The sequence below is a fragment of the Parapedobacter koreensis genome, assembly GCF_900109365.1.
GTDB classification, from domain to species: Bacteria; Bacteroidota; Bacteroidia; order Sphingobacteriales; family Sphingobacteriaceae; genus Parapedobacter; species Parapedobacter koreensis.
Window position 1 is genome coordinate 188,962 of record NZ_FNZR01000009.1, and the last position, 19,673, is coordinate 208,634.

Annotated in this window: 26 protein-coding genes; 16 read left to right on the forward strand and 10 right to left on the reverse strand. The window is 48.1% G+C overall.

Annotated elements, in window-relative coordinates; genetic code table 11:
* Positions 1 to 28 precede the first annotated feature (28 nt).
* Positions 29 to 616 (reverse strand): RNA polymerase sigma factor, encoded by a 588-nt coding sequence (locus BMW65_RS19430; RefSeq protein ID WP_090608008.1) that lies wholly within the window; start codon positions 614 to 616, stop codon positions 29 to 31.
* Positions 617 to 806: 190 nt separating this feature from the next.
* Between BMW65_RS19430 and BMW65_RS19435 the strand changes: the two genes are divergently transcribed.
* Entirely contained in the window at positions 807 to 2,162 is a 1,356-nt protein-coding gene (locus BMW65_RS19435; RefSeq protein ID WP_090608010.1) for a TrpB-like pyridoxal phosphate-dependent enzyme, read from the forward strand.
* 96 nt (positions 2,163 to 2,258) lie between these two features.
* Positions 2,259 to 2,636 (forward strand): DoxX family protein, encoded by a 378-nt coding sequence (locus tag BMW65_RS19440; RefSeq protein WP_090608012.1) that lies wholly within the window; start codon positions 2,259 to 2,261, stop codon positions 2,634 to 2,636.
* 60 nt (positions 2,637 to 2,696) lie between these two features.
* On the opposite strand, the gene BMW65_RS19445 is transcribed toward BMW65_RS19440, so the two are convergent.
* The 5 genes from BMW65_RS19445 to BMW65_RS19465 all read right to left on the reverse strand — a co-directional run bounded on the left by BMW65_RS19445 (position 2,697) and on the right by BMW65_RS19465 (position 7,126).
* Positions 2,697 to 3,170, reverse strand: coding sequence for a hypothetical protein (locus tag BMW65_RS19445; protein ID WP_090608014.1), 474 nt, complete (start codon positions 3,168 to 3,170; stop codon positions 2,697 to 2,699).
* A 77-nt stretch (positions 3,171 to 3,247) separates the two neighbouring features.
* Positions 3,248 to 3,829, reverse strand: coding sequence for a porin family protein (locus BMW65_RS19450; RefSeq protein WP_177181225.1), 582 nt, complete (start codon positions 3,827 to 3,829; stop codon positions 3,248 to 3,250).
* 84 nt (positions 3,830 to 3,913) lie between these two features.
* Positions 3,914 to 5,602 carry a hypothetical protein gene (locus BMW65_RS19455; protein WP_143053936.1) on the reverse strand — a complete coding sequence of 563 codons (1,689 nt, stop codon included), beginning with the start codon at positions 5,600 to 5,602 and terminating at the stop codon, positions 3,914 to 3,916.
* Positions 5,603 to 5,613: 11 nt separating this feature from the next.
* The gene (locus tag BMW65_RS19460) at positions 5,614 to 6,555 is read right to left on the reverse strand and encodes a FecR domain-containing protein (RefSeq protein WP_090608020.1); all 942 of its coding nucleotides are present in this window, start codon (positions 6,553 to 6,555) and stop codon (positions 5,614 to 5,616) included.
* Positions 6,556 to 6,559: 4 nt separating this feature from the next.
* The gene (locus BMW65_RS19465) at positions 6,560 to 7,126 is read right to left on the reverse strand and encodes an RNA polymerase sigma-70 factor (RefSeq protein WP_090608162.1); all 567 of its coding nucleotides are present in this window, start codon (positions 7,124 to 7,126) and stop codon (positions 6,560 to 6,562) included.
* 151 nt (positions 7,127 to 7,277) lie between these two features.
* Between BMW65_RS19465 and BMW65_RS19470 the strand changes: the two genes are divergently transcribed.
* Entirely contained in the window at positions 7,278 to 8,132 is an 855-nt protein-coding gene (locus tag BMW65_RS19470) for a transglutaminase-like domain-containing protein (protein WP_090608022.1), read from the forward strand.
* Between the two features lie 36 nt (positions 8,133 to 8,168).
* Here BMW65_RS19470 and BMW65_RS19475 read toward each other — a convergent pair whose 3' ends face one another.
* On the reverse strand, positions 8,169 to 9,242 hold the full coding sequence (locus tag BMW65_RS19475; RefSeq protein ID WP_090608023.1) for a hypothetical protein: 1,074 nt from the start codon (positions 9,240 to 9,242) through the stop codon (positions 8,169 to 8,171).
* A 46-nt stretch (positions 9,243 to 9,288) separates the two neighbouring features.
* Positions 9,289 to 10,164 carry a pirin family protein gene (locus tag BMW65_RS19480; protein ID WP_090608025.1) on the reverse strand — a complete coding sequence of 292 codons (876 nt, stop codon included), beginning with the start codon at positions 10,162 to 10,164 and terminating at the stop codon, positions 9,289 to 9,291.
* Between the two features lie 122 nt (positions 10,165 to 10,286).
* Here BMW65_RS19480 and BMW65_RS19485 point away from each other — a divergent pair, with 122 nt between their 5' ends.
* Positions 10,287 to 10,970, forward strand: coding sequence for an epoxyqueuosine reductase QueH (locus tag BMW65_RS19485; RefSeq protein WP_090608027.1), 684 nt, complete (start codon positions 10,287 to 10,289; stop codon positions 10,968 to 10,970).
* On the opposite strand, the gene BMW65_RS19490 is transcribed toward BMW65_RS19485, so the two are convergent.
* Positions 10,951 to 11,802: a dienelactone hydrolase family protein gene (locus tag BMW65_RS19490; protein WP_090608029.1), complete on the reverse strand. Its 852-nt coding sequence runs from the start codon at positions 11,800 to 11,802 to the stop codon at positions 10,951 to 10,953. The genes BMW65_RS19485 and BMW65_RS19490 overlap by 20 nt on opposite strands.
* A 15-nt stretch (positions 11,803 to 11,817) precedes the next feature.
* Positions 11,818 to 12,420, reverse strand: a complete 603-nt coding sequence (gene tpx / locus BMW65_RS19495; protein WP_245747697.1) for a thiol peroxidase — start codon at positions 12,418 to 12,420, stop codon at positions 11,818 to 11,820.
* Positions 12,421 to 12,686: 266 nt separating this feature from the next.
* Here tpx and BMW65_RS24710 point away from each other — a divergent pair, with 266 nt between their 5' ends.
* From BMW65_RS24710 to tatC, 12 genes are all read left to right on the forward strand, one after another.
* Entirely contained in the window at positions 12,687 to 12,818 is a 132-nt protein-coding gene (locus BMW65_RS24710; RefSeq protein ID WP_262497343.1) for a hypothetical protein, read from the forward strand.
* 24 nt (positions 12,819 to 12,842) lie between these two features.
* The gene (locus tag BMW65_RS24715; RefSeq protein WP_262497344.1) at positions 12,843 to 12,974 is read left to right on the forward strand and encodes a hypothetical protein; all 132 of its coding nucleotides are present in this window, start codon (positions 12,843 to 12,845) and stop codon (positions 12,972 to 12,974) included.
* A 44-nt stretch (positions 12,975 to 13,018) separates the two neighbouring features.
* Positions 13,019 to 13,330, forward strand: a complete 312-nt coding sequence (locus BMW65_RS19500; protein WP_177181226.1) for a hypothetical protein — start codon at positions 13,019 to 13,021, stop codon at positions 13,328 to 13,330.
* Entirely contained in the window at positions 13,284 to 13,595 is a 312-nt protein-coding gene (locus tag BMW65_RS19505) for a hypothetical protein (RefSeq protein ID WP_090608035.1), read from the forward strand. Before BMW65_RS19500 ends, BMW65_RS19505 begins: the two co-directional genes overlap by 47 nt.
* 9 nt (positions 13,596 to 13,604) lie before the next feature.
* On the forward strand, positions 13,605 to 13,775 hold the full coding sequence (locus BMW65_RS23945) for a RagB/SusD family nutrient uptake outer membrane protein (RefSeq protein ID WP_143053937.1): 171 nt from the start codon (positions 13,605 to 13,607) through the stop codon (positions 13,773 to 13,775).
* A 101-nt stretch (positions 13,776 to 13,876) separates the two neighbouring features.
* On the forward strand, positions 13,877 to 14,416 hold the full coding sequence (locus BMW65_RS19510) for a YceD family protein (RefSeq protein ID WP_090608037.1): 540 nt from the start codon (positions 13,877 to 13,879) through the stop codon (positions 14,414 to 14,416).
* Between the two features lie 14 nt (positions 14,417 to 14,430).
* Entirely contained in the window at positions 14,431 to 14,622 is a 192-nt protein-coding gene (rpmF, locus tag BMW65_RS19515; protein WP_090608039.1) for a 50S ribosomal protein L32, read from the forward strand.
* 179 nt (positions 14,623 to 14,801) lie between these two features.
* Positions 14,802 to 15,740: a phosphate acyltransferase PlsX gene (gene plsX / locus BMW65_RS19520; protein ID WP_090608041.1), complete on the forward strand. Its 939-nt coding sequence runs from the start codon at positions 14,802 to 14,804 to the stop codon at positions 15,738 to 15,740.
* A gap of 8 nt (positions 15,741 to 15,748) precedes the next feature.
* Positions 15,749 to 16,744 (forward strand): beta-ketoacyl-ACP synthase III, encoded by a 996-nt coding sequence (locus BMW65_RS19525; RefSeq protein ID WP_090608043.1) that lies wholly within the window; start codon positions 15,749 to 15,751, stop codon positions 16,742 to 16,744.
* Between the two features lie 71 nt (positions 16,745 to 16,815).
* Entirely contained in the window at positions 16,816 to 17,292 is a 477-nt protein-coding gene (gene accB, locus BMW65_RS19530) for an acetyl-CoA carboxylase biotin carboxyl carrier protein (protein WP_090608045.1), read from the forward strand.
* Positions 17,293 to 17,379: 87 nt separating this feature from the next.
* The gene (accC, locus tag BMW65_RS19535; RefSeq protein WP_090608047.1) at positions 17,380 to 18,720 is read left to right on the forward strand and encodes an acetyl-CoA carboxylase biotin carboxylase subunit; all 1,341 of its coding nucleotides are present in this window, start codon (positions 17,380 to 17,382) and stop codon (positions 18,718 to 18,720) included.
* Positions 18,721 to 18,788: 68 nt separating this feature from the next.
* Positions 18,789 to 19,673 carry a twin-arginine translocase subunit TatC gene (tatC, locus tag BMW65_RS19540; protein ID WP_090608049.1) on the forward strand — a complete coding sequence of 295 codons (885 nt, stop codon included), beginning with the start codon at positions 18,789 to 18,791 and terminating at the stop codon, positions 19,671 to 19,673.

Sequence of the window (19,673 nt, forward strand, 5' to 3'; positions counted from 1 at the left end):
CGTACTATCGGGATTAATTAAGAAATTATTAAAAAAACATGAAGAAAAGCACCGCGAAGACCATATCGCGACATAAAATACGCATGCGTTTACGTGCTGCGGTGAGTTGATTTTTTATCGTTTGCTCGGACAGCCCAAGCTGTTGTGCTATTTCTGCTACGTTGAGCTGTTCCTCAACACTCATGCGCAGCACATTTTCCATAGCGGGTGGCAATTTGGCCATCTGCCGGTTCAGGGTGGTTTCCAGTTCCTTCAGTGCAATGGGATCTAGTTGCACAGCGAAAGCATTCACCAGCTCGTAGGAAAGGGGCTGATGAATCCGGTCGCTTTCCAATAATCGTGAAGCACTGTTCAATACTTTATACCGGACAGCCTTATGAAGATACGCAGCAAGGGTCGTCGTAATTTCGATTTGTTCGCGCCGGATCCAAAAACTGACGAAAACTTCCTGAACAGCATCTTTCGCGTCAGCTTCGGAACGCAACACGTTCCATGCAAACCGGTAAAGTTCATGCCAATAGCGATCATACAGGGCTTCGAAAGCATGCTCATGCCCATCCTGTATATAATCCATCAATTGCTCGTCCGAACAACCAACATAGCGCCTGCTTCCCATATTCGATCCCCGCCTACGTGGTACAATGTAGGCGGTGCCAAATTATCGGTACAATATTAACTGGAGATTAAGTAGCTGTAAAAACTCCTATTTTAAAGACGCGAAATCGTGACATCAATACCTGTCAAAATCAATCAAAGTTTTGTAGATTAGCCTCGCACACCTAATTCAACAACAAAACGTATAAAGCATGGAAAAGAAAATTCTCTTAACTGAACGGGATATGCCCACGCAATGGTACAACATTGTCGCTGACATGCCCAACAAACCCCTACCACCCCTACACCCAGCCACAAAGCTACCCGTGGGGCCAGATGACCTCGCGCCACTCTTTCCGATGGAGCTCATCAAACAGGAAGTGGCCGCCGAACAATATATCGATATACCGGAAGAGGTGCAGCAAGCATACCGCATCTGGCGGCCTACACCACTCATACGTGCCACCAACCTTGAAAAAGCGCTCGGGACAACCTGTAAAATCTATTATAAGTATGAAGGTACCAGTCCCAGCGGCTCCCATAAACCTAATACAGCCATCCCACAAGCTTATTATAACAAGCAGGAAGGTGTGAAGCGCATTATCACCGAGACCGGTGCAGGCCAGTGGGGCACAGCCCTGAGCTTTGCGTGCAGCCAATTCGGCATCGACTGCGAAGTGTATATGGTGCGCATCAGCTTCGACCAGAAACCCTATCGAAAAATCCTAATGAACACCTTTGGGGCAACGGTATATTCATCGCCAACGAATCAAACCCAGGCAGGACGAAACGCGTTGGCAGCCAATGCCAATACGCCGGGCAGTCTCGGACTGGCCATTTCAGAAGCTATCGAGGTGGCCATTAGCGACGAGCAGACGAAGTATGCGTTGGGCTCTGTATTGAACCACGTACTGCTCCACCAAACCGTCATCGGCCAAGAAGCCAAGAAACAACTGGAATATACGGGCGATTATCCCGACATTGTGATCGCTCCTTTAGGTGGCGGTTCTAATTTTGCCGGTCTTTCATTTCCTTTTTTGAAAGACAAAATCGCAGGCCAGCCCGTGCGCTGTATTGCAGTGGAACCTGCTTCATGCCCAAAGCTCACCAAAGGGAAATTTATGTACGACTTTGGCGATACACAAGGATATACACCGCTCCTACCCATGTATACACTTGGCCATACCTTCACGCCTGCCGCCATTCATGCCGGTGGATTGCGCTACCATGGTGCCAGCGTACTATGCAGCCAGCTGCTCAAAGATGGTCTTATTGAGGCACAGGCTATCCAGCAATTGGAATGCTTTGAGGCCGGCGTATTGTTTGCAAAAGCCGAAGGCATTGTACCAGCCCCCGAAGCCAACCATGGCATTGCACAGGTCGTTCGGGAAGTCAACAAGGCCAAGGAAGAAGGGGTAGCAAAAACCATCCTCTTCAACCTCTGTGGACACGGCTTCGTGGACATGGCTGCATACCAAGACTACTTTGACGGCAAGCTCCAAAACCATTCATTCACCGATGAGGAACTGACTGCCGAAATCAGCAAGTTGGAAGCACTGCAGCCTTAGCGTTTTTTTATAAAACTTGCGCAACCGGATAATTGCAGCTATATTCACCACCAATTAGTTGCAAAAGAAAGATATAATTAAATAAATAGATTTACCATGAAACGAACGGTATTAACCGTCTTATCCGTCCTCTTTGGACTTTTGCTTATTAATGGCGGATTGAACAAATTCTTCAACTACATGCCTGTCCCGGAAGATATCCCGGAAGCCACGGCCAAAGATTTCGGCGCCCTTATGGAAATCGTATGGCTAATGCCGCTCATTGGTCTGGCAGAATTAGTAGGCGGTGTCCTCATCATCTTTCCAAAAACCAGGGCATTGGGGGCATTGGTGATCTTTCCCGTCATGGTAGGCGTCTTGCTAACGCATATCTTTGTCGACACCAGTGGATTGATCACCGCTATCGTCATCTGGGTAATCCTGCTATGGATAATTTACGAAAATCGTGAAAAGTACCTTCCAATAGTTAAATAATCTGCAACGTAGCCTGTGCAATGCTTCAGAAGCATTGGATAAATTAGCTGCGTCCGGGCATTAAAGCCTGATTTTAAAATCTTCCTTGGCTTGGCCTTGATGGAAAAATACCAATCCGGCATGAAATAGGTCTACCGTCACGGTTGCTTCAGGCTCGGCTTTGAGGGCACGCCATAGCCGCTTCATCCCGTCATTGCGGTGAATACCTTCCAGCACAACCACGCTCCCGGGATGCAATGCAGACCAAAGTCCTTCTATTTGGAGGCTTATCCAATCTGCATCACCGCTTTCGGCGATGACAAAATCCAACGGCCCCTCCAGTCGTTCATCGCCCAGCACATATACCTGGGTTGGCTTAACACGTTCGATGAGCCGAGCGGTCAACCGTTTGAAAGGGTCACGTGGCTCGCTTGTCTGTCGTTTGGCATAGATGACTTCATCCACCAAGTGGTATAGGAAAGGCGAGTGGGTACCATGTCGGGAGTTGGCCGACAAGAAATGGATGAGCTGATCGAGGTAAAAGCGGAGGTACACTCCGACAAAGATAGCAGAAATCGGCTTTCATAAGCGCACCAACAGGCAAATGACAGCGATCCAAGTTTACTTAGCACTTACAGAATATTGAATCCCAAAGAAAGACTGAATGTACGTGGTTTTTGCTCCAGCCTATCATGCATCGTGGTCAGACCAAAACCGTACCGTGCATCAAATGTCAGCCGTCCTACATCAACGCCCGCATTCAGCACGCCCCCCACGTTAGCCCGCTTATACGCCGTGCGAGCAGGTGCGAGCGGGCTGTTCAGATTGAGGGCTACCGCTGGTCCCGCAGACACCCGTAGGTTCATGCTACCGTTATTGATGATTTTATAGCCTGCCATCAAAGGTACATCCAACTGCCGGAATGTAGGCGCGTATGGCGTCTCTCCATAGCTGTATGTGGCACGCAACGTAGAAAAATTAACCTCAGGCTGAACATAAAAGTCCCCTCCAGTACGGGCAAAAAAACCGACATGCAGCCCACGCTTTCCAGATACATTTCGTACAGCGTCGGAGCTGCTATGCAGCGATCCGAAATTGACTCCGGCCTTAATACCCAAATCCATCATTTGGGCGTACGTGGCTCCACCACTCATCAGTACAGCCAAAAAGACTATACTCATTCCCATTGTTTTCATACGTTTTATTGTGTTCATGTTGTAAATCGTTGGCATTTACAGCAAGACAACATAAACCGGATTTACCCTTATACAACTGCAAGAAAACGTAATGTGAATGGCCTACCATTGGTAACGTATGCCACTGACTATCCCAAGATGGATTGTCTGGCCTGTTTTACTATTATGATACCATTTCCACCCATTGATGGGATTTGAAAGACTATTGCTTTCACGATTTGTATAATTGATTGTGGGGCCGGCGATAATACCCCAGTGCCGACCGATCCCGAGCTGCGGTAGCAACCGGATCGACGACTGATCTTCGCTATCCGTTTTGAAATTTGTGCTAATCCTATTGACTGCCTCCGCATCTAACAGGAACCATTCGTGCTGCACAATATGAATACCCAATCCCACTTCAAGCGCATACTTCATTGGACTGCTATCCATGTAGTGGCCACCGCCAACCAGGCCATACAATCGCCGCCCACCGGAGCGAAAAGCAACGTGCGCCATGCTCGACTCATCTATCCCTATCGCTATGCTTTTGCGCCCGTTTTTAATCAGGTTGATGATACCCAGTGGATAATCGCTGCTATCGGCTACGTTCACCAAGGCGGCAAATTGGACACCTGCTACCTTACCAGCCACATTCACCAGCCCCGCCAGTTGAAACCCTTTTATGCTATCGGCTACATTGACCGCTCCCGCGACTTGCACCCCTCGAAGACTTTCCGCAACATTGAATATCCCGGACAATTGCATGCCTTTTACATTACCGCTTTGATTACTCACCCCTGCAACCTGCAAACCAGCAACATCCCGCACTACCCTGTTTAATGCCCCAGCCAACTGCACGCCACGGACATCGCTGCCCACCAGGTTGAATAAACCTGCCGCCTGAAAATAATGTGCATGCTGTTGATTGATGTTAAACACACCTCCTACTTCAACACCGTTTACCCCGGCGGTATGGCCGCCAACGATATTCAGTGACACTTGATTGACGACTTGGCTATTGAAGAGCCCCTGTGAGCTCAAGCCCGGCATCAAAGAAATTTGGTAAGGGTTGTAAGCAAGAAATCCACCCAGGTTGATGCGTTGGATACGTTGCTTGGAGTTGGTGAAAAAGCGTCCGAAGGCCGTGCCATCCAGTCCATCACCATGGCCATCAGCCGAAAAAAGCCAATAACGCCTTTCTTTGTGTTTTGAACCGACCTGCACAGGTGGCAACAATGCAATAGTGGTATCCCGATAATTTTCCTTGCTGATCGTCAGCCATATGGTTTCGTCCGGCCGTTTGATGGTCAGTTTAAAATTACCCGTAGGCCCCGATAGTGTAGATACCAACACATTACGTTCATAAATACTGGCCAGGTATATCCCATTGTCATTATTGGCATCCCTGATCTGGCCCGCTATCACCAATGGCCTGCCCCGCTCTTTCTCTACGCGGAGGATAAGCTTCATCGCACCCGGCGCATAACGAATGATGACATAGCCCGGGGTCTCCTTAAATTCGTAGTCGCTGCCAAATATGCGTTCGAGAAACCCAATCAATGTACCGCGATAGTTTGGCACGTTAACCACGCTATCGACGGCGACGGTATTGCTGTTATAGGCAAAGTAAAAGGCTTGATTATGGCTTATGCGATCCAGTAAATCACCGACACGCTGGTTGCTGGAGTCATTAATGGCAATGTCATTCATGAGGTAATTTTGCGCATCACATACAGAAGCCTCCATGACGCACGCCACAATCAATAACCATTTCAAAAGCGATCTTCCAAAGAAACTAGCTATGGTCATACGCGAAGCAGCTATTTGAATACAATGGTATCGGCTTGTTTCGCCACGGTTATCCCCAACGTCTTGGCGATGAGCTGCAGCTGCTCATCTAACGTACCTGCTCGTAATGTGGTTGTCATTGGCAAATCACGTATTTCACCACGGGCGACCACGATGGTTACGCCGTAAGCTTCCCCCAATAATTCTGCAATGCGCCAAAGCGGCGTATGATCCAACACTAAACCCTTGCGGGCCGTCTGCTCAAATTGTTGGGTCTGGGTATTGACCGTTACTTGTTGGTCGGCTGTCAGCTCCACCATTCGATTAAGCCCTTCGACCTTCACCTTTCCGCTTTCGACGATGACTGTTGTTTCGTCGCCATTGTGCTTCACATGGAATGAGGTGCCGAGTACGGTGATGGTTACTTTTCCAGAATGGATGACAAATGGTTTGCTTTTATCCGGGGCAACGTTGAAAAACACCTCGCCTTCGTGCAGCTTCACCAGTCGCTGGCGCTGGAGTGGGCCTTGGGAAAATCGCAGCGATGCGCGTGCGCCCAGGGTAATGATAGAACCATCAGCCAGCGTATCAGTGTTGGGATAGTTAGTGGCTTCATAGGTGGTACCCAACAATAGGCCATCGCTCGGCACCAAAAGGTAATAGCTTAGACCCATTGCAACTGACACCAAGGTCAATACAGCTGCGATACGCAGCCATCTCATCGTTCGAAGTATATTCGGGGAAGTTCGCCCTCGAAGGTCAGCCTCGTCCCGCCGCTGTACAAAACGTTGCCAAGCCTCTTCCTCATCGATATCGTTCGTATCTGCAAGCCGTTGGCTAGCTTCCCATACAAAACGAAATTGTGCATAATACTTTTCGTTGTCAGGATGCGCAGCTATCCATTTGCGCACGGTAGCAGCCTCCGCCGCATCCGTTTCGTTCAATACGTACTTGGTAAGCAAAATATCATCCATAACGTCATATATTAAATAATATGATAGTCAGTAAAGGCAGGAAATCAGCCAGCCGGAGCCTCAGCGATTTCAACGCCTTTGCCATATGAGCTTCCACGGTCTTCAGGGAAATACCGAGTCTATCGGCAATCTCTTGATATTTCAGTTCTTCAAAGCGACTCAATTGAAACACCGTCCTGCACTTTTCGGGCAGTTGCCTGAGCGCCTCTTGCAACTGCCGCTGCAATTCCTTATCTGCTGCTACTTCAGCAGCTTGCTCTTGTTTATGGGCCATCATCGCTTCCGCTATATATTTCCGTTGAACCTTTTTATGTTTTAAGTGATTGAGGGTATCATGGTAGACGGATTTATACAGGTAAGCCCGTAATGAAGTGTGGATAGCTAACCGCTCCCGGTTTTCCCACAATTTCAAAAAAACAGTCTGTACAATTTCTTCAGCTACATTTTCGTCCTGAAGCATCGTATACGCATAGGCATGCAATGCCTTAAAATTAGTTTTAAAGGCCTCTTCAAAGGCGCGCTCATGACCGGGATGTACCAATGTGTCTATTTTGGCCAAAGTTACTTCCATTTGCTTAGTCTGACAACTTGGGTCTGTTTTACCCTTATTTAAAAAAAGATTTTTTTGCAGATTGCTCACAACGGTATAGCCTATCGCATCTGTCATAGCGCTACCATGGCGTAATATGGAAATCAAATAGTTTTTTCGTAGCTTTGTCATAATGAACGAGAAAGAGTTAAATTCACTTATCAAATTGCTCGACGACCCAGACGCCGAGGTATTCCGGCATGTGGAACAAAAGCTCATCACGCTGGGGCCGGAGGTTATCACCCGACTGGAATCCGTATGGGAGCAATCTTTCGATGTCATGCTGCAAACACGCATCGAGAACCTCATTCATAAGATACAGTTTGAAGACGTATTGCAGGAACTCGAACTTTGGAAGTTAAGTGGTTCTTTTGATTTATTACAAGGGCTGATTATCGTTAATAAGTACCAGTACCCCGATATGGACGAGCAGAAGGTCGTCAATCAAATCGAGGCCATTAAACGCGATGCTTGGTTGGAAATGATTTACAGCATGAGTGCCGTGGAAAAAGTGCGCTTGCTCAACAATATCATTTACAATGCCTACGGGTTTTCAGGCAATACAAGCAATTACCACGATCCGCAAAACTCTTACATCGGCCAAGTATTGGAGAGTCGCAGGGGCAACCCCATCCTGCTGGCTTGTATTTACAGCATTGTGGCTCAAAAGCTCGATATCCCTATTTATGGGGTGAATCTACCGAAGCATTTTATTCTCGCTTATACTGAAGATCATGCCCCAGTGGAAAGCAGGCACGGCATCTTGTTTTACATCAATGCCTTTAACCGGGGGCAAATATTTGGCAGGCATGACGTGATTGCATTTCTCAAGCAGCTCAACCTAAGCCCGAGCGACAATTTTGTGCTGCCCTGTAGTAATCTCGACATTGTCATGCGTGTATTACGCAACTTGGTTACGTCTTATTCCCAAGCAGGCAACACGGTCAAAACAGAAGAAATCGGCCGCATGCTGGATACGCTTGCTTAGTAGCGTGTAGTAATAAAAACCTGCCTCCGCTGTAAATTATTGCGGTACCGGTATTCCCCTTGCATCCAGAAATATACTAAATGGTGTCCGGTTGGGAGAATCAAATGTAATCGTCGCCTCGGGCGCTACATTTCCACTATCAGACAGTTTGAACCGGGATACCTTGCGGGTTGTTTGATCGGCTACATAAATGGTCTTTCTATCTGTCCGGGGATCGATGGCTACGTCGATTGGCCCCGAAAGGCCAGTCAGTTCACCGGAGATTATACGTGTGGGCCTCACGGTAGCCGAAGGCTGGGCCAAGTATGCTTTTATACCCTCGATAATGTACACCTTGCCCGGCACCTGTTGGGTGCCAAAATCAGCCATAACCATCACATCAAGCGAGTCGACGAAAGCAATGCCCCGGATACTAGTCGCACCTTCAACGCGAACGTTGGAGAGTGCTGCAAAGTTTGTCTCTACGGAATCCCCCTGCGCTAAGTTGCGATAGAGCAATACCCCGCCGTCTTGTCCGGAATTTGATACCAATAAGCTGTCATCCGATGGTTTGCCATTCCATAGCGATACAGCCCAAGGGACAATCCCACTTTCCAACTGCAACGCCCGTCTTGGACGGGTGAAACCGTTTTTGTTTACCGGCTGATGAAAGCCATAAAGATGGGAGGTTTCTCCGATATTGGCTACATACAGCATTTCGGATGGGAAGTGGTAGGCCAACCCCCGCATAAGATTCAATGAACGATTGCCAAGTCTACCCGCGGTCGCCAATTGGCCTAAATTATTGACCCGCATAATACGGATAAGTGTATCCAAACGTCCCGACTGAAACACCAGTCCGCCAATCGGACTAAAGTGGATACCAGCCCCGCCCACTGCTCCGGAATTGAAATCGAAATCGATCTCCATAGCCTCGCCATCAGCGGGGTCAATCAATGCAATATTGTCTACGGGTACTTCAACGTCATTTTCGGTGACATCCTGAAACGATACGTACAACCTTGATATCGGTACTATGGGCACTGGCGGTTCATCGTCATTGCGCATGCAACTACCAAGGGCGAGCAGTGCACCGACCATTACGGCAAGAAAACCAAACGACTTCTTCATCCAACAGGGTTTTGGGCAAAGTTATGAATTTTTAGGGGGAGAAACCTCATGAGGTTGCAGGCAATGGCACAAACGCTGTTTCACCCGGTACCGGATCAAACTGCTGTTCCCGCCAACGCTGCTTTGCTGCTTCTATCTTTTCGCGGCTGGTCGACACAAAATTCCAGTAGATATGGCGTTCTTCGGGAAATGGCTCACCACCGAAAATATAAATGCTGGTATCCGCATGGATGGTAAATGTACACAATGTGGCCTCTTTGGCCACCAGGATCTGCTTCGGCGAATAGGTATGCCCTTCACTTTCAATGCTGCCCTTGAGGATGTACAAGGCCGACTCGCCGAACAGCTGCTGGCCAATGCTTAGCGGCTGATCAATGGTGCTATGTATCTCCAAAAAGAACTGCCTGCTATATACCGGTACGGGCGATCGACGGCCGAAGGCTTCCCCTGCTATGAGCCGGAAAGCCACATTGCCTTCTTCCCAATAGGGAATATCCTTGGCCTCTACATGATGGAAGGAAGGCTCTTCATCTTCAAGATCTTTGGGCATAGCCACCCAAATCTGCAGGCCATGCAGGTTCTTATCGGAATGACGCAGGTATTCAGGCGTCCGCTCAGAATGGACTACGCCGCGCCCAGCCGTCATCCAATTGACTGCCCCAGGCTGTATTTCCACTTCGGTGCCCAAACTATCGCGGTGCATCATGCTACCTTCAAAAAGGTAGGTAAGCGTGGATAAGCCGATATGTGGATGGGGTGGTACATCTACGTTTTGTGTATCACTGAGCTTGGCAGGCCCCATATGATCAATGAAAATATACGGCCCTACCATGCGTTTGCCCCGGAAAGGCAACAGCCTTCCCACCATGAAGTTGCCGATATCTGCAGGCCGCTCCTCGATGATCATTCCTACGTTTGACATGGTATGAGAAATCTTATTTGCGTAATGGGATCTAAACAAACATACGGATAAAAAATGGACTCCACCAACCATTTGCAACAATGTGCTATAATCAGTAATATTGCATTTTCAAAAAAGTGGGCATGAAGACGGAAACTACGGGAATCAAACGCGAAAAATTGGAACTACCAAACGGCGAAAACAAATTGCTGTTGCACTCGTGTTGTGCGCCCTGTTCGGGTGAGGTGATGGAAGCATTGATTGCATCCGATATTGATTTTACGATCTATTTCTACAACCCCAACATCCACCCCCGCAAAGAATATGACCTGCGCAAAGACGAAAACATCAAGTTTGCCGAAAAACACGGCATCCCCTTCGTTGATGCCGACTATGATGTAGACGACTGGTTTGCCCGTGCCAAAGGCATGGAACATGAGCCGGAGCGTGGCATCCGTTGCACAATGTGCTTCGACATGCGCTTCGAGCGCACGGCCCTATATGCCCACGAAAACGGATTCCCGGTGATCACCAGCTCACTGGGCATCTCCCGCTGGAAAAATTTTGAACAGATAAACGACTGTGGTGAGCGTGCTGCCGGGCACTATCCCGGCATCACCTATTGGACGTACAACTGGCGCAAGAAAGGCGGCTCCTCGCGCATGCTTGAAATCAGCAAACGCGAACACTTCTACATGCAAGAGTATTGCGGCTGTGCCTACTCCTTGCGCGATACGAACCACTGGCGGCTTCAGCATGGCCGCGAGCGGATTGAGATCGGCAAGAACTATTATGGCGATGAAGGTGCTACGCCAGCTTGCTCTTAAAGAAGCCAATTGTCCGCTGCCAAGCCAGCTTAGCAGCCGCCTCATCATACCGCGTGGGTGAGGTGTCGTTATTAAAAGCGTGGTTTACCCCATCGTAGACAAACAACTGGTAATCGACGCCATTTGCCTTTAATGCTCCTTCATACACCGGAATACCTGCGTTGATACGTTCGTCCAATCCGGCATAATGTAGCAGCAGGCTGGCTTTAATCTTTGGCACATCGGCCACATTGGGCTGGCTGCCATAGTAAGCCACGGAAGCCTGTAATTGTGGGTCGTTTACGGCAAGCCTTCCGGCCATCGCCCCACCCCAGCAAAAGCCTACACAGCCCACTTTGCCATTGCCTCCGTCCGCAGTACGCAAGTAATCGAGCCCTTTCAGGTAATTCTGGACGGTCTTCTCCATATCCAGCTTGCCGATAAGTTCCCGCCCTTTGTCTTCATCGGCAGGCGTACCACCAAAAGGCGAAAGGGCGTCTACCCCCAACGCAATAAAGCCTTCGGCAGCCACGCGCTTGGTGACATCAACGATGTGCGGGTTCAGCCCCCGATTTTCATGGATAACCACTACACTGCCGATGCCCGTTTTATTCTTGGGTTTGGCCAATACAGCTTTTACATCGCCATCTACACCGGGGTAGGTGATGTTTTCGGAAATAATATCGTCACTTTGAAATGGCATTGCTTCCGCGTAATTGTTTTGCAGGAGCGGCAACAATGCCGTCGCCGCAGCCGTGCTGCCAGCAAGCATAGCCAGTCGTTTCATAAATTCCTTCCGGGTAAGCTGGCTGTGTGTGTACTGGTCGTAGAGATTAATGATTTTCTGATCCATCGTCGTCGGTTTTTATTAAGGGTTTACGGCTGCCAAAGCGGCCGCATAGTTGGGCTCTTGTGACAACTCAGACACTTGTTCTTCATACACGATTTTGCCCTGTGGGTCGATGACGACCACAGCCCTGCTCAATAAGCCCCGCATGGGGCCATCGGCCAATTGCACGCCGTATTGCAGGCCAAAGTCTGATCGGAAGTCGGACAACATCACCACCTTATCAATACCTTCCGCACCGCAGAATTGCTTTTGCGCAAAAGGCAGGTCTTTGGAAATGCATAACACCGTGGTATTGGGCAAGTTTGCTGCATCCTCATTGAACCTGTGTACAGATAGTGCACACACTCCCGTATTTACGCTCGGGAAAATATTGAGGATGATGTATTTACCTGAAAAATCCGTTAACGTCTTATCGGCAAGATCCACATTCGCTAAGGTGAAATCTTTTGCCTGCGATCCTACTGCTGGTAAGGTCCCAACCGTATGCACCGGTGTACCCCGCATGGTGATAGTCGTGGACGAATTACCCCCTGTCAATTGCTGGGCCATCGCCGGCGAACAAATTGCCTCTGCGATAATGCCTAAGCAAAGCGCTAGCCCAGTTACATACTGATGTTTCATGGCTTTTACTTAAAGTTTATTATAGTAACGTTTTTAAGCCTATTTATTATACGGTTCATTGAAAATGATACAAAGATAACCTGAGACATGGTCTTAAAATACCTTCTACTGAGTATTTTTTCATTTTTACCGAACCTATATCTTTACCACATCAAAAATCGGACTACTATGAAAAACTACTGGATTAAACCTTGTTTAACGACCCTGATCTGTATAGGTCTTATCTCGGCCTGTAAAAAAACGACCCTGTACCAGACGATGATGGCTTGGAAGACCGCACGCCCGTTGAAGTAATCGAAGACATCACGAATAGCATGGCCAATGCAGACAGCATCAGCGTATTTGTCGATGCCCTTAAATCCTTAACCCTTCAACAAGAAGACGTTGCTGAAGGGTGAACCGTATTCGCGCCGTTGAACCCTGTGGACAATGACATACAAGCTATCAGCAAGGTAGCCGCAACCGAGCCACTGGATGATTTCTCGGGCGATGACCTTACGGATTCTGTATTGATGGATCACTTGGTTAAAGGTGTCTTCGGTTTGGACGATTAACGGATGGGAAGACGCTGACGAGTCTTAGCGGCAAAACCCTATTGGTGACCAAAACAGGGAATAAGATCTGGATTAATGGCGTTCCCATCAGTGGCGAAATTGCTCCTGACGGTCGCCAAGTCATCTACACTGTGAAAAAGCCCCTGACTGGCACAACCGTGGACGACGCCCTCCAGACAACCACGATTGAAGTGACCGTATGGGATGCAATGGGATGGGAACCCAACCACCCCAAAGGGACAGCTGTTGCCCAAGCGCAGGTATTTCTCTATGCTTCCCAAACCGATTATACCAATAATACGCCTGCATATGACCACGGAAATCATTGCGGCTGGGTATTATTCCCTCCTCCCTGACCAAAATGTTTTCCGTGCTAATAGCGCCGAAATCATCTGGGCTTCCCCTGTAGTACTGGGCGGCGCAATCAAGGAATACTTCTATCAACGGGATCAATTGCCTTTCTTAAGGTTACGCGAAGCCTACTTCATGAACATCGAAGCCAATGTCGCTATCGGAAACATGGAAGCAGCAACAAATGCCTGTAACGTACTGCTATCACTGAAAGGTATGCCCCCGCTTACGCCCGGCATCTCCACGGCAGCGCTCATGACCCAGTACTAAGATCTGTGGATGAGCGACATGAAGCGGGAGGGGCTCCAGTTTGCCAACCTGATTCGCTGGGAGCGCGCTGCCGAGTTCCTTGCCGCACGTGGATACAGTGAACCAAAACATCGCTTACTGCCCATACCCATGGTCGTACTTGATGCCAATTTACAGCTGATGCAGAACCCCGGCTATTAGAAGGGTACCACTGTGTCAAACAACACTTTATCCACTTATCCACACAAAAACTTTCATATCTTATAATTTATATTTACCTTTGCAGGCTCAATTGTGGGACGGTGAATTATTTGAAGCAATATCGGATACCTTTTACAGGGTTGAGTTTGGGTACGCATGACTTCGAATTTGATGTGGATAAGGCGTTCTTTGATTGTTATGACTATTCCATTGTGAAAGATGGCAATCTTAAAGTATCGGTAGACCTGCACAAGCAAGAAAACATGATGATACTCTGGTTCCATATTGCAGGCACCGTCAACCTGACATGTGATGTATGCCTCTCCACATTCCCATCAAAAACGGTTATTGAGGAGCGGCTCATCGTCAAATTCGCAGACGACGAAAGCGATGACATGGCAGAAAGCAGTGAAGAAATCCTGGTGCTTGCACGGCATGAGCATGAAGTGGATATCGCGGGGTTGTTGTATGAATACATCAACGTCGCTGTACCGCACTACATCAAGTGCAGCGAACAAGGTGATAATATTACTTGCGATGAGTCCGTGCTAGCGAAGTTGAATAACCTTGCGCCGGAACAACACGAAGAAAAACAGGCAGATCCCCGTTGGGATGCATTGAAGAACATAAAATATAACTAAAATAACAGTACGAGATGGCACATCCAAAACGTAAAACCTCCAAAGCACGGAGAGACAAAAGAAGGACGCATTACAAAGCTGAACGGCCTACCTTGGCAACTTGTAAGGAAACGGGTGCTGTGCACCTACCTCACCGCGCATATTTGGTCGATGGCAACCTTTATTACAACGGCAAGCTAATCATCGAAAACGCTGCCTCCGCCTAAAGTTGATCTTTCAAAAAATTGAACATCCCATAACGTGTAACCGATATTTTATACGTTACTTTGGGGTGTTTTTGCGTATTATTGGATTGAAACTGCCGCATAGCGACGAAAGGAAATTCGACATGGCGGTTCCTTCCGGCCTTTAAAAGTAAACTTTTGCGGAAGAAAAATAATAACGGATGAAGATTGGGTTAGACATACTGGGTGGTGATTTTGCACCAAAAGCAACGGTAGAAGGGGCCATTCTGGCTTCGAAATTGCTTTCGGGAGATCAGAAAATCGTACTCATAGGCGACCAAGACATTGCGAAGCAGCACGTTGAACAAGCAGGCGAGGACCCTGCTTTTTTTGAATACGTACACGCCCCGGACAACATCGGCATGGGCGAACATCCGACTAAGGCAATTGCGCAAAAGCCCGATTCGAGTATTAGCCGCGGATTTCAACTGCTTAAGGAAGGTGCGATCGACTCCTTTGCTTCCGCCGGCAATACGGGGGCTATGTTGGTGGGTTCGGTCTTCAGTGTGAAGACTATTCCCGGGGTTATCCGCCCTGCCATTGCAACCAATGTTCCCAAAATTAAAAGCGGCTTTGGTATCCTGCTGGACGTAGGGGCAAATGCGGATTGCAAACCTGAGATGCTTCCCCAATTTGGCCTGCTTGGCAGCCTCTTTGCCGAACATATTTACGGCATTCAAGCGCCCACCGTAGGCCTGCTTAACATTGGTGAGGAAGAAGAAAAAGGCAATATGCTTACCCTGGCTGCCCATCCGCTCCTGAAGGAAAACGATCGCATCCGTTTCATCGGCAACATTGAAGGGCGTGAGTTGTTTGACGATAAGGCCGACGTAATCGTATGCGACGGGTTCGTGGGTAATGTGGTACTCAAACTTGCCGAATCTTTTTATGTGCTCACTCGGAAGAAAGGATTCAGTGACGCATTTTTCGACCGATTCAACTACGAGCAGTATGGCGGAAGCCCCATATTGGGCGTGAATGCCCCTGTAATTATCGGGCACGGCATTTCCAGTCCGGAAGCTATTAAAAACATGATACTGCTCTCCAAAAGCATGATTGAATCCAATATTATTGAAAAAATCAAATCTGCTTTCAACTAAAATACTATATGTCAAAAATACATGCTGCCATCACGGCTGTAAACGGGTACGTACCGGATTATATCCTTACCAACCAGGAGCTCGAATCCATGGTCGAAACCAATGATGAGTGGATTACGACACGTACAGGCATCAAGGAACGTAGGATATTGAAAGGCGAGGGTAAAGCAACATCTGACATGGCTGTACCTGCTGTGAAAGGACTGCTTGAAAAACGGGGCATCGGCGCAGAAGAAATCGAGTTGATCATTTTTTGTACCTGCACGCCCGACATGCCATTCCCTGCGACGGCGAATATCTTAGCTGATAAAATCGGTGCGGTAAATGCTTGGGGATACGATTTGCAAGCTGCTTGCTCGGGTTTTATTTACGGCCTCACCACTGGTGCCAAATTCATTGAATCCGGCATGCACAAAAAAGTGCTTGTGGTGGGTGGCGATAAAATGTCGTCTGTAATTAATTACAAAGACCGCACGACTTGTATCATCTTTGGTGATGGCTGCGGTGCCGTATTGCTCGAACCGCATGAAGAAGGGTTGGGCGTGATGGATGCCATTCTCAAGAGCGATGGCTCGGGATGTCCTTACCTCAACATCAAAGCCGGGGGCTCGCTTTATCCCGCTTCACATGCTACGATAGATGCGGATATGCATTATGCCTACCAAGAAGGCCGTACCGTGTTTAAATTTGCCGTGACCAATATGGCGGATGTAGCTGCAGAAATTATGGAACGCAACCACCTCACTGCCGATGACGTGGCTTGGTTGGTACCGCACCAAGCCAACAAACGTATCATCGACGCCACTGCCGACCGCATGGGCCTCCCTGAAGAAAAAGTGATGGTGAATATCCAGCGCTATGGCAACACAACGGCTGCTACCATTCCCTTATGCTTATGGGAATGGGAAAACCAGCTAAAAAAAGGCGACAACCTCATTCTCGCTGCCTTCGGTGGAGGGTTTACATGGGGAGCGGTCTACTTGAAATGGGCGTATGGGCAATAAAACACCAATTTAATTGTTAATTAATAGATTAGACTATATTTTTTGATTCTTATTATCAAACCTACTAAGCAATGAGCATGGATATCAAACAGATTCAAGACCTGATTAAGTTTGTGGCTAAATCAGGGGTGAACGAAGTAGCTATAGAAGAACAAGATTTCAAAATCACCATAAAAACCAACCAAGCCCCCACTTATGTGACGGCTACGGTGCCGACGCCAGCTCCGATTCCGGCTGTTCCTGCATCCGTGCCCGCACCCGCAGAAACACCGCTTCCGACCACCTCCAAAACGGATGACACGTCTGGCTACGTGACCATCAAATCGCCAATGATTGGGACATTCTATCGCTCCTCATCGCCTGACAAACCGGTTTTTGTAAATGTAGGTGATGAAATTACCGCCGGAAAGGTAGTTTGTATCGTGGAAGCCATGAAACTCTTCAATGAAATCGAATCTGAAGTTTCAGGTAAGATAGTCAAAGTGTTGGTAGACGACGCACAACCTGTAGAATACGATCAACCGTTATTCTTGGTTGAGCCTAAATAATTGCGCTGCGTCAAATCCATTTGCTATATCAAATTGTATAAATTGTATAATTAAGCATATACTACCCATAGAAGAAAGCTGACATTCATGTTCAAAAAGATATTAATAGCCAACCGTGGGGAAATCGCATTGCGCATCATCCGTACGTGTCGCGAAATGGGTATCAAGAGCGTAGCGGTATACTCCACCGCCGATCGCGATAGCCTGCATGTACGCTTTGCCGATGAGGCCGTATGCATAGGCCCCCCCCCCAGTAAAGAATCGTACCTCAATATACCGAACATCATCTCTGCCGCTGAGCTGACCAACGCGGATGCCATACATCCCGGATATGGGTTTCTTTCCGAAAACGCCCGGTTCTCATCGATATGCAACCAGTACGGCATCAAGTTTATCGGTGCTACCGCTGAGCAAATCCAACAGATGGGAGACAAATCGTCGGCCAAGGAAACCATGAAAAATGCCGGTGTACCGACCATCCCCGGCTCAGAAGGATTGGTTAAAAACATCAAGGAAGGCATAAAAATAGCCAATGACATTGGCTATCCTGTAATCCTCAAAGCCACCGCTGGCGGTGGCGGACGCGGTATGCGCATCGTGTGGAAAGACGAAGAGTTTGAGCCTGCATGGGACTCCGCACGCCAAGAGGCGGGTGCCGCATTTGGCAATGATGGGATCTACCTCGAAAAATACGTGGAAGATCCGCGCCATATTGAAATACAGGTGGTCGGTGATCAGTATGGCACGGTATGCCACCTTTCAGAACGTGACTGCTCCATCCAGCGGCGCCACCAAAAACTTATCGAGGAAGCCCCCTCTCCTTTTATTACGCCTGAACTACGCAAGGCCATGGGCGAAGCAGCCATCAAGGGAGCCAAAGCCGTCAACTATGAGGGAGCGGGTACCATCGAGTTCTTGGTAGACAAGCACCGTAATTTCTATTTCATGGAAATGAATACACGGATTCAGGTAGAGCACCCCGTCACCGAGGAGGTCATCAACTTTGACCTTATTAAAGAACAGATTAAAGTAGCCGCCGGTATCCCCATCTCAGGCAATAACTATGAGCCGACGATGCATGCCATCGAGTGCCGCATCAATGCTGAAGACCCATTCAATGGGTTCAGGCCATCACCGGGCAAAATCACTAATTTCCATTCGCCCGGCGGCCACGGTGTACGGGTAGATACCCATGCATACTCCGGCTACGTGATCCCACCTAATTACGATTCCATGATTGCCAAGCTCATCTGCGTGGCGCAGACCCGCGAGGAAGCCATCTGCACGATGGAACGTGCGTTGAGTGAGTTTGTCATTGAAGGCATCAAGACCACTATCCCGCTGCACTTAAGGCTGATGCGTGACCCCAATTTCAGGGCGGGCAACTTCACCACCAAGTTTATGGAAACGTTTGATTTGAGCGAATAAATGCAAGATACCGTGAAGTACATACCATTCTTATCAATTAGAATGGTATTTTTGTTTTTTATATCACCATGAGCAAGTTATCCGGAAAGAAACTGATTGATACCATCAAAAATAAAGGCAAGAACCTAGAAGCCGAAATGTCGTTTTTTGACCACCTTGAAGTGTTGCGCTGGCACCTTATCCGATCGGCCATCGCAGTTGCGGTCTTTATGGTGCTGGCCTTTTCATTTTACGATTTCATTTTTGATGACATCATCATGGGGCCTAAAAATCCCGATTTCTGGACTTATCGGATGATGTGCAAAATCGCGGAATGGATCAATGCCCCTGATTTCTGCGTGACTGAAGTGCCGGGTACCATCATCAATACGCAGATGGCTGGGCAGTTTATCTTACAGATCAACTCGTCGCTTATCATGGCCGTCGTATTGGGTTTTCCCTACCTATTGTATGAGGTATGGCTATTTGTCAAACCTGCGCTGACCGACATCGAGCGTAAATCAGCCAGTGGGTTCGTATTCTATGCCAGCATGCTATTCATACTTGGTTTGCTATTTGGCTATTTTGTGGTCGTACCCCTTGCCATGAATTTTTTGGCCAATTATTCCATCAGCGCAGACATCTCAAACACCATCACCATTGACAACTACCTGTCTTTCGTGGCGACGCTTGCGCTCGGATGTGGCATCGTATTCGAACTGCCCATCGTCATCTTTATCCTTTCCAAATTGGGCATTATGACTCCCCAATTTATGCGGAAGTCACGCCAGTATGCTGTTGTCATTATCTTGATCATCGCCGCAATTATCACCCCTACACCGGATATCATCACCATGCTTACGGTAAGCTTTCCCATGTTTTTGCTTTACGAGGTGAGTATCATCGTCGCCGGTAGGGTGGAAAAAAGACGGAAGAAAACCGAGCTGGATTTTTATAGCGGGAAAAATGACTAA

Excerpts from the sequence above, each read along its gene's own strand:
- BMW65_RS19430 (WP_090608008.1), bottom strand. The coding sequence starts at position 616 with ATGGGAAGCAGGCGCTATGTTGGTTGTTCGGACGAGCAATTGATGGAT.
- BMW65_RS19435 (WP_090608010.1), top strand. The coding sequence starts at position 807 with ATGGAAAAGAAAATTCTCTTAACTGAACGGGATATGCCCACGCAATGG.
- BMW65_RS19440 (WP_090608012.1), top strand. The coding sequence starts at position 2,259 with ATGAAACGAACGGTATTAACCGTCTTATCCGTCCTCTTTGGACTTTTG.
- BMW65_RS19450 (WP_177181225.1), bottom strand. The coding sequence starts at position 3,829 with ATGAACACAATAAAACGTATGAAAACAATGGGAATGAGTATAGTCTTT.
- BMW65_RS19455 (WP_143053936.1), bottom strand. The coding sequence starts at position 5,602 with ATGACCATAGCTAGTTTCTTTGGAAGATCGCTTTTGAAATGGTTATTG.
- BMW65_RS19460 (WP_090608020.1), bottom strand. The coding sequence starts at position 6,555 with ATGGATGATATTTTGCTTACCAAGTACGTATTGAACGAAACGGATGCG.
- BMW65_RS19465 (WP_090608162.1), bottom strand. The coding sequence starts at position 7,126 with ATGGAAGTAACTTTGGCCAAAATAGACACATTGGTACATCCCGGTCAT.
- BMW65_RS19470 (WP_090608022.1), top strand. The coding sequence starts at position 7,278 with ATGAACGAGAAAGAGTTAAATTCACTTATCAAATTGCTCGACGACCCA.
- BMW65_RS19475 (WP_090608023.1), bottom strand. The coding sequence starts at position 9,242 with ATGAAGAAGTCGTTTGGTTTTCTTGCCGTAATGGTCGGTGCACTGCTC.
- BMW65_RS19480 (WP_090608025.1), bottom strand. The coding sequence starts at position 10,164 with ATGTCAAACGTAGGAATGATCATCGAGGAGCGGCCTGCAGATATCGGC.
- BMW65_RS19485 (WP_090608027.1), top strand. The coding sequence starts at position 10,287 with ATGAAGACGGAAACTACGGGAATCAAACGCGAAAAATTGGAACTACCA.
- BMW65_RS19490 (WP_090608029.1), bottom strand. The coding sequence starts at position 11,802 with ATGGATCAGAAAATCATTAATCTCTACGACCAGTACACACACAGCCAG.
- tpx (WP_245747697.1), bottom strand. The coding sequence starts at position 12,420 with ATGAAACATCAGTATGTAACTGGGCTAGCGCTTTGCTTAGGCATTATC.
- BMW65_RS19505 (WP_090608035.1), top strand. The coding sequence starts at position 13,284 with ATGACCACGGAAATCATTGCGGCTGGGTATTATTCCCTCCTCCCTGAC.
- BMW65_RS23945 (WP_143053937.1), top strand. The coding sequence starts at position 13,605 with ATGAGCGACATGAAGCGGGAGGGGCTCCAGTTTGCCAACCTGATTCGC.
- rpmF (WP_090608039.1), top strand. The coding sequence starts at position 14,431 with ATGGCACATCCAAAACGTAAAACCTCCAAAGCACGGAGAGACAAAAGA.
- plsX (WP_090608041.1), top strand. The coding sequence starts at position 14,802 with ATGAAGATTGGGTTAGACATACTGGGTGGTGATTTTGCACCAAAAGCA.
- BMW65_RS19525 (WP_090608043.1), top strand. The coding sequence starts at position 15,749 with ATGTCAAAAATACATGCTGCCATCACGGCTGTAAACGGGTACGTACCG.
- accB (WP_090608045.1), top strand. The coding sequence starts at position 16,816 with ATGAGCATGGATATCAAACAGATTCAAGACCTGATTAAGTTTGTGGCT.
- accC (WP_090608047.1), top strand. The coding sequence starts at position 17,380 with ATGTTCAAAAAGATATTAATAGCCAACCGTGGGGAAATCGCATTGCGC.
- tatC (WP_090608049.1), top strand. The coding sequence starts at position 18,789 with ATGAGCAAGTTATCCGGAAAGAAACTGATTGATACCATCAAAAATAAA.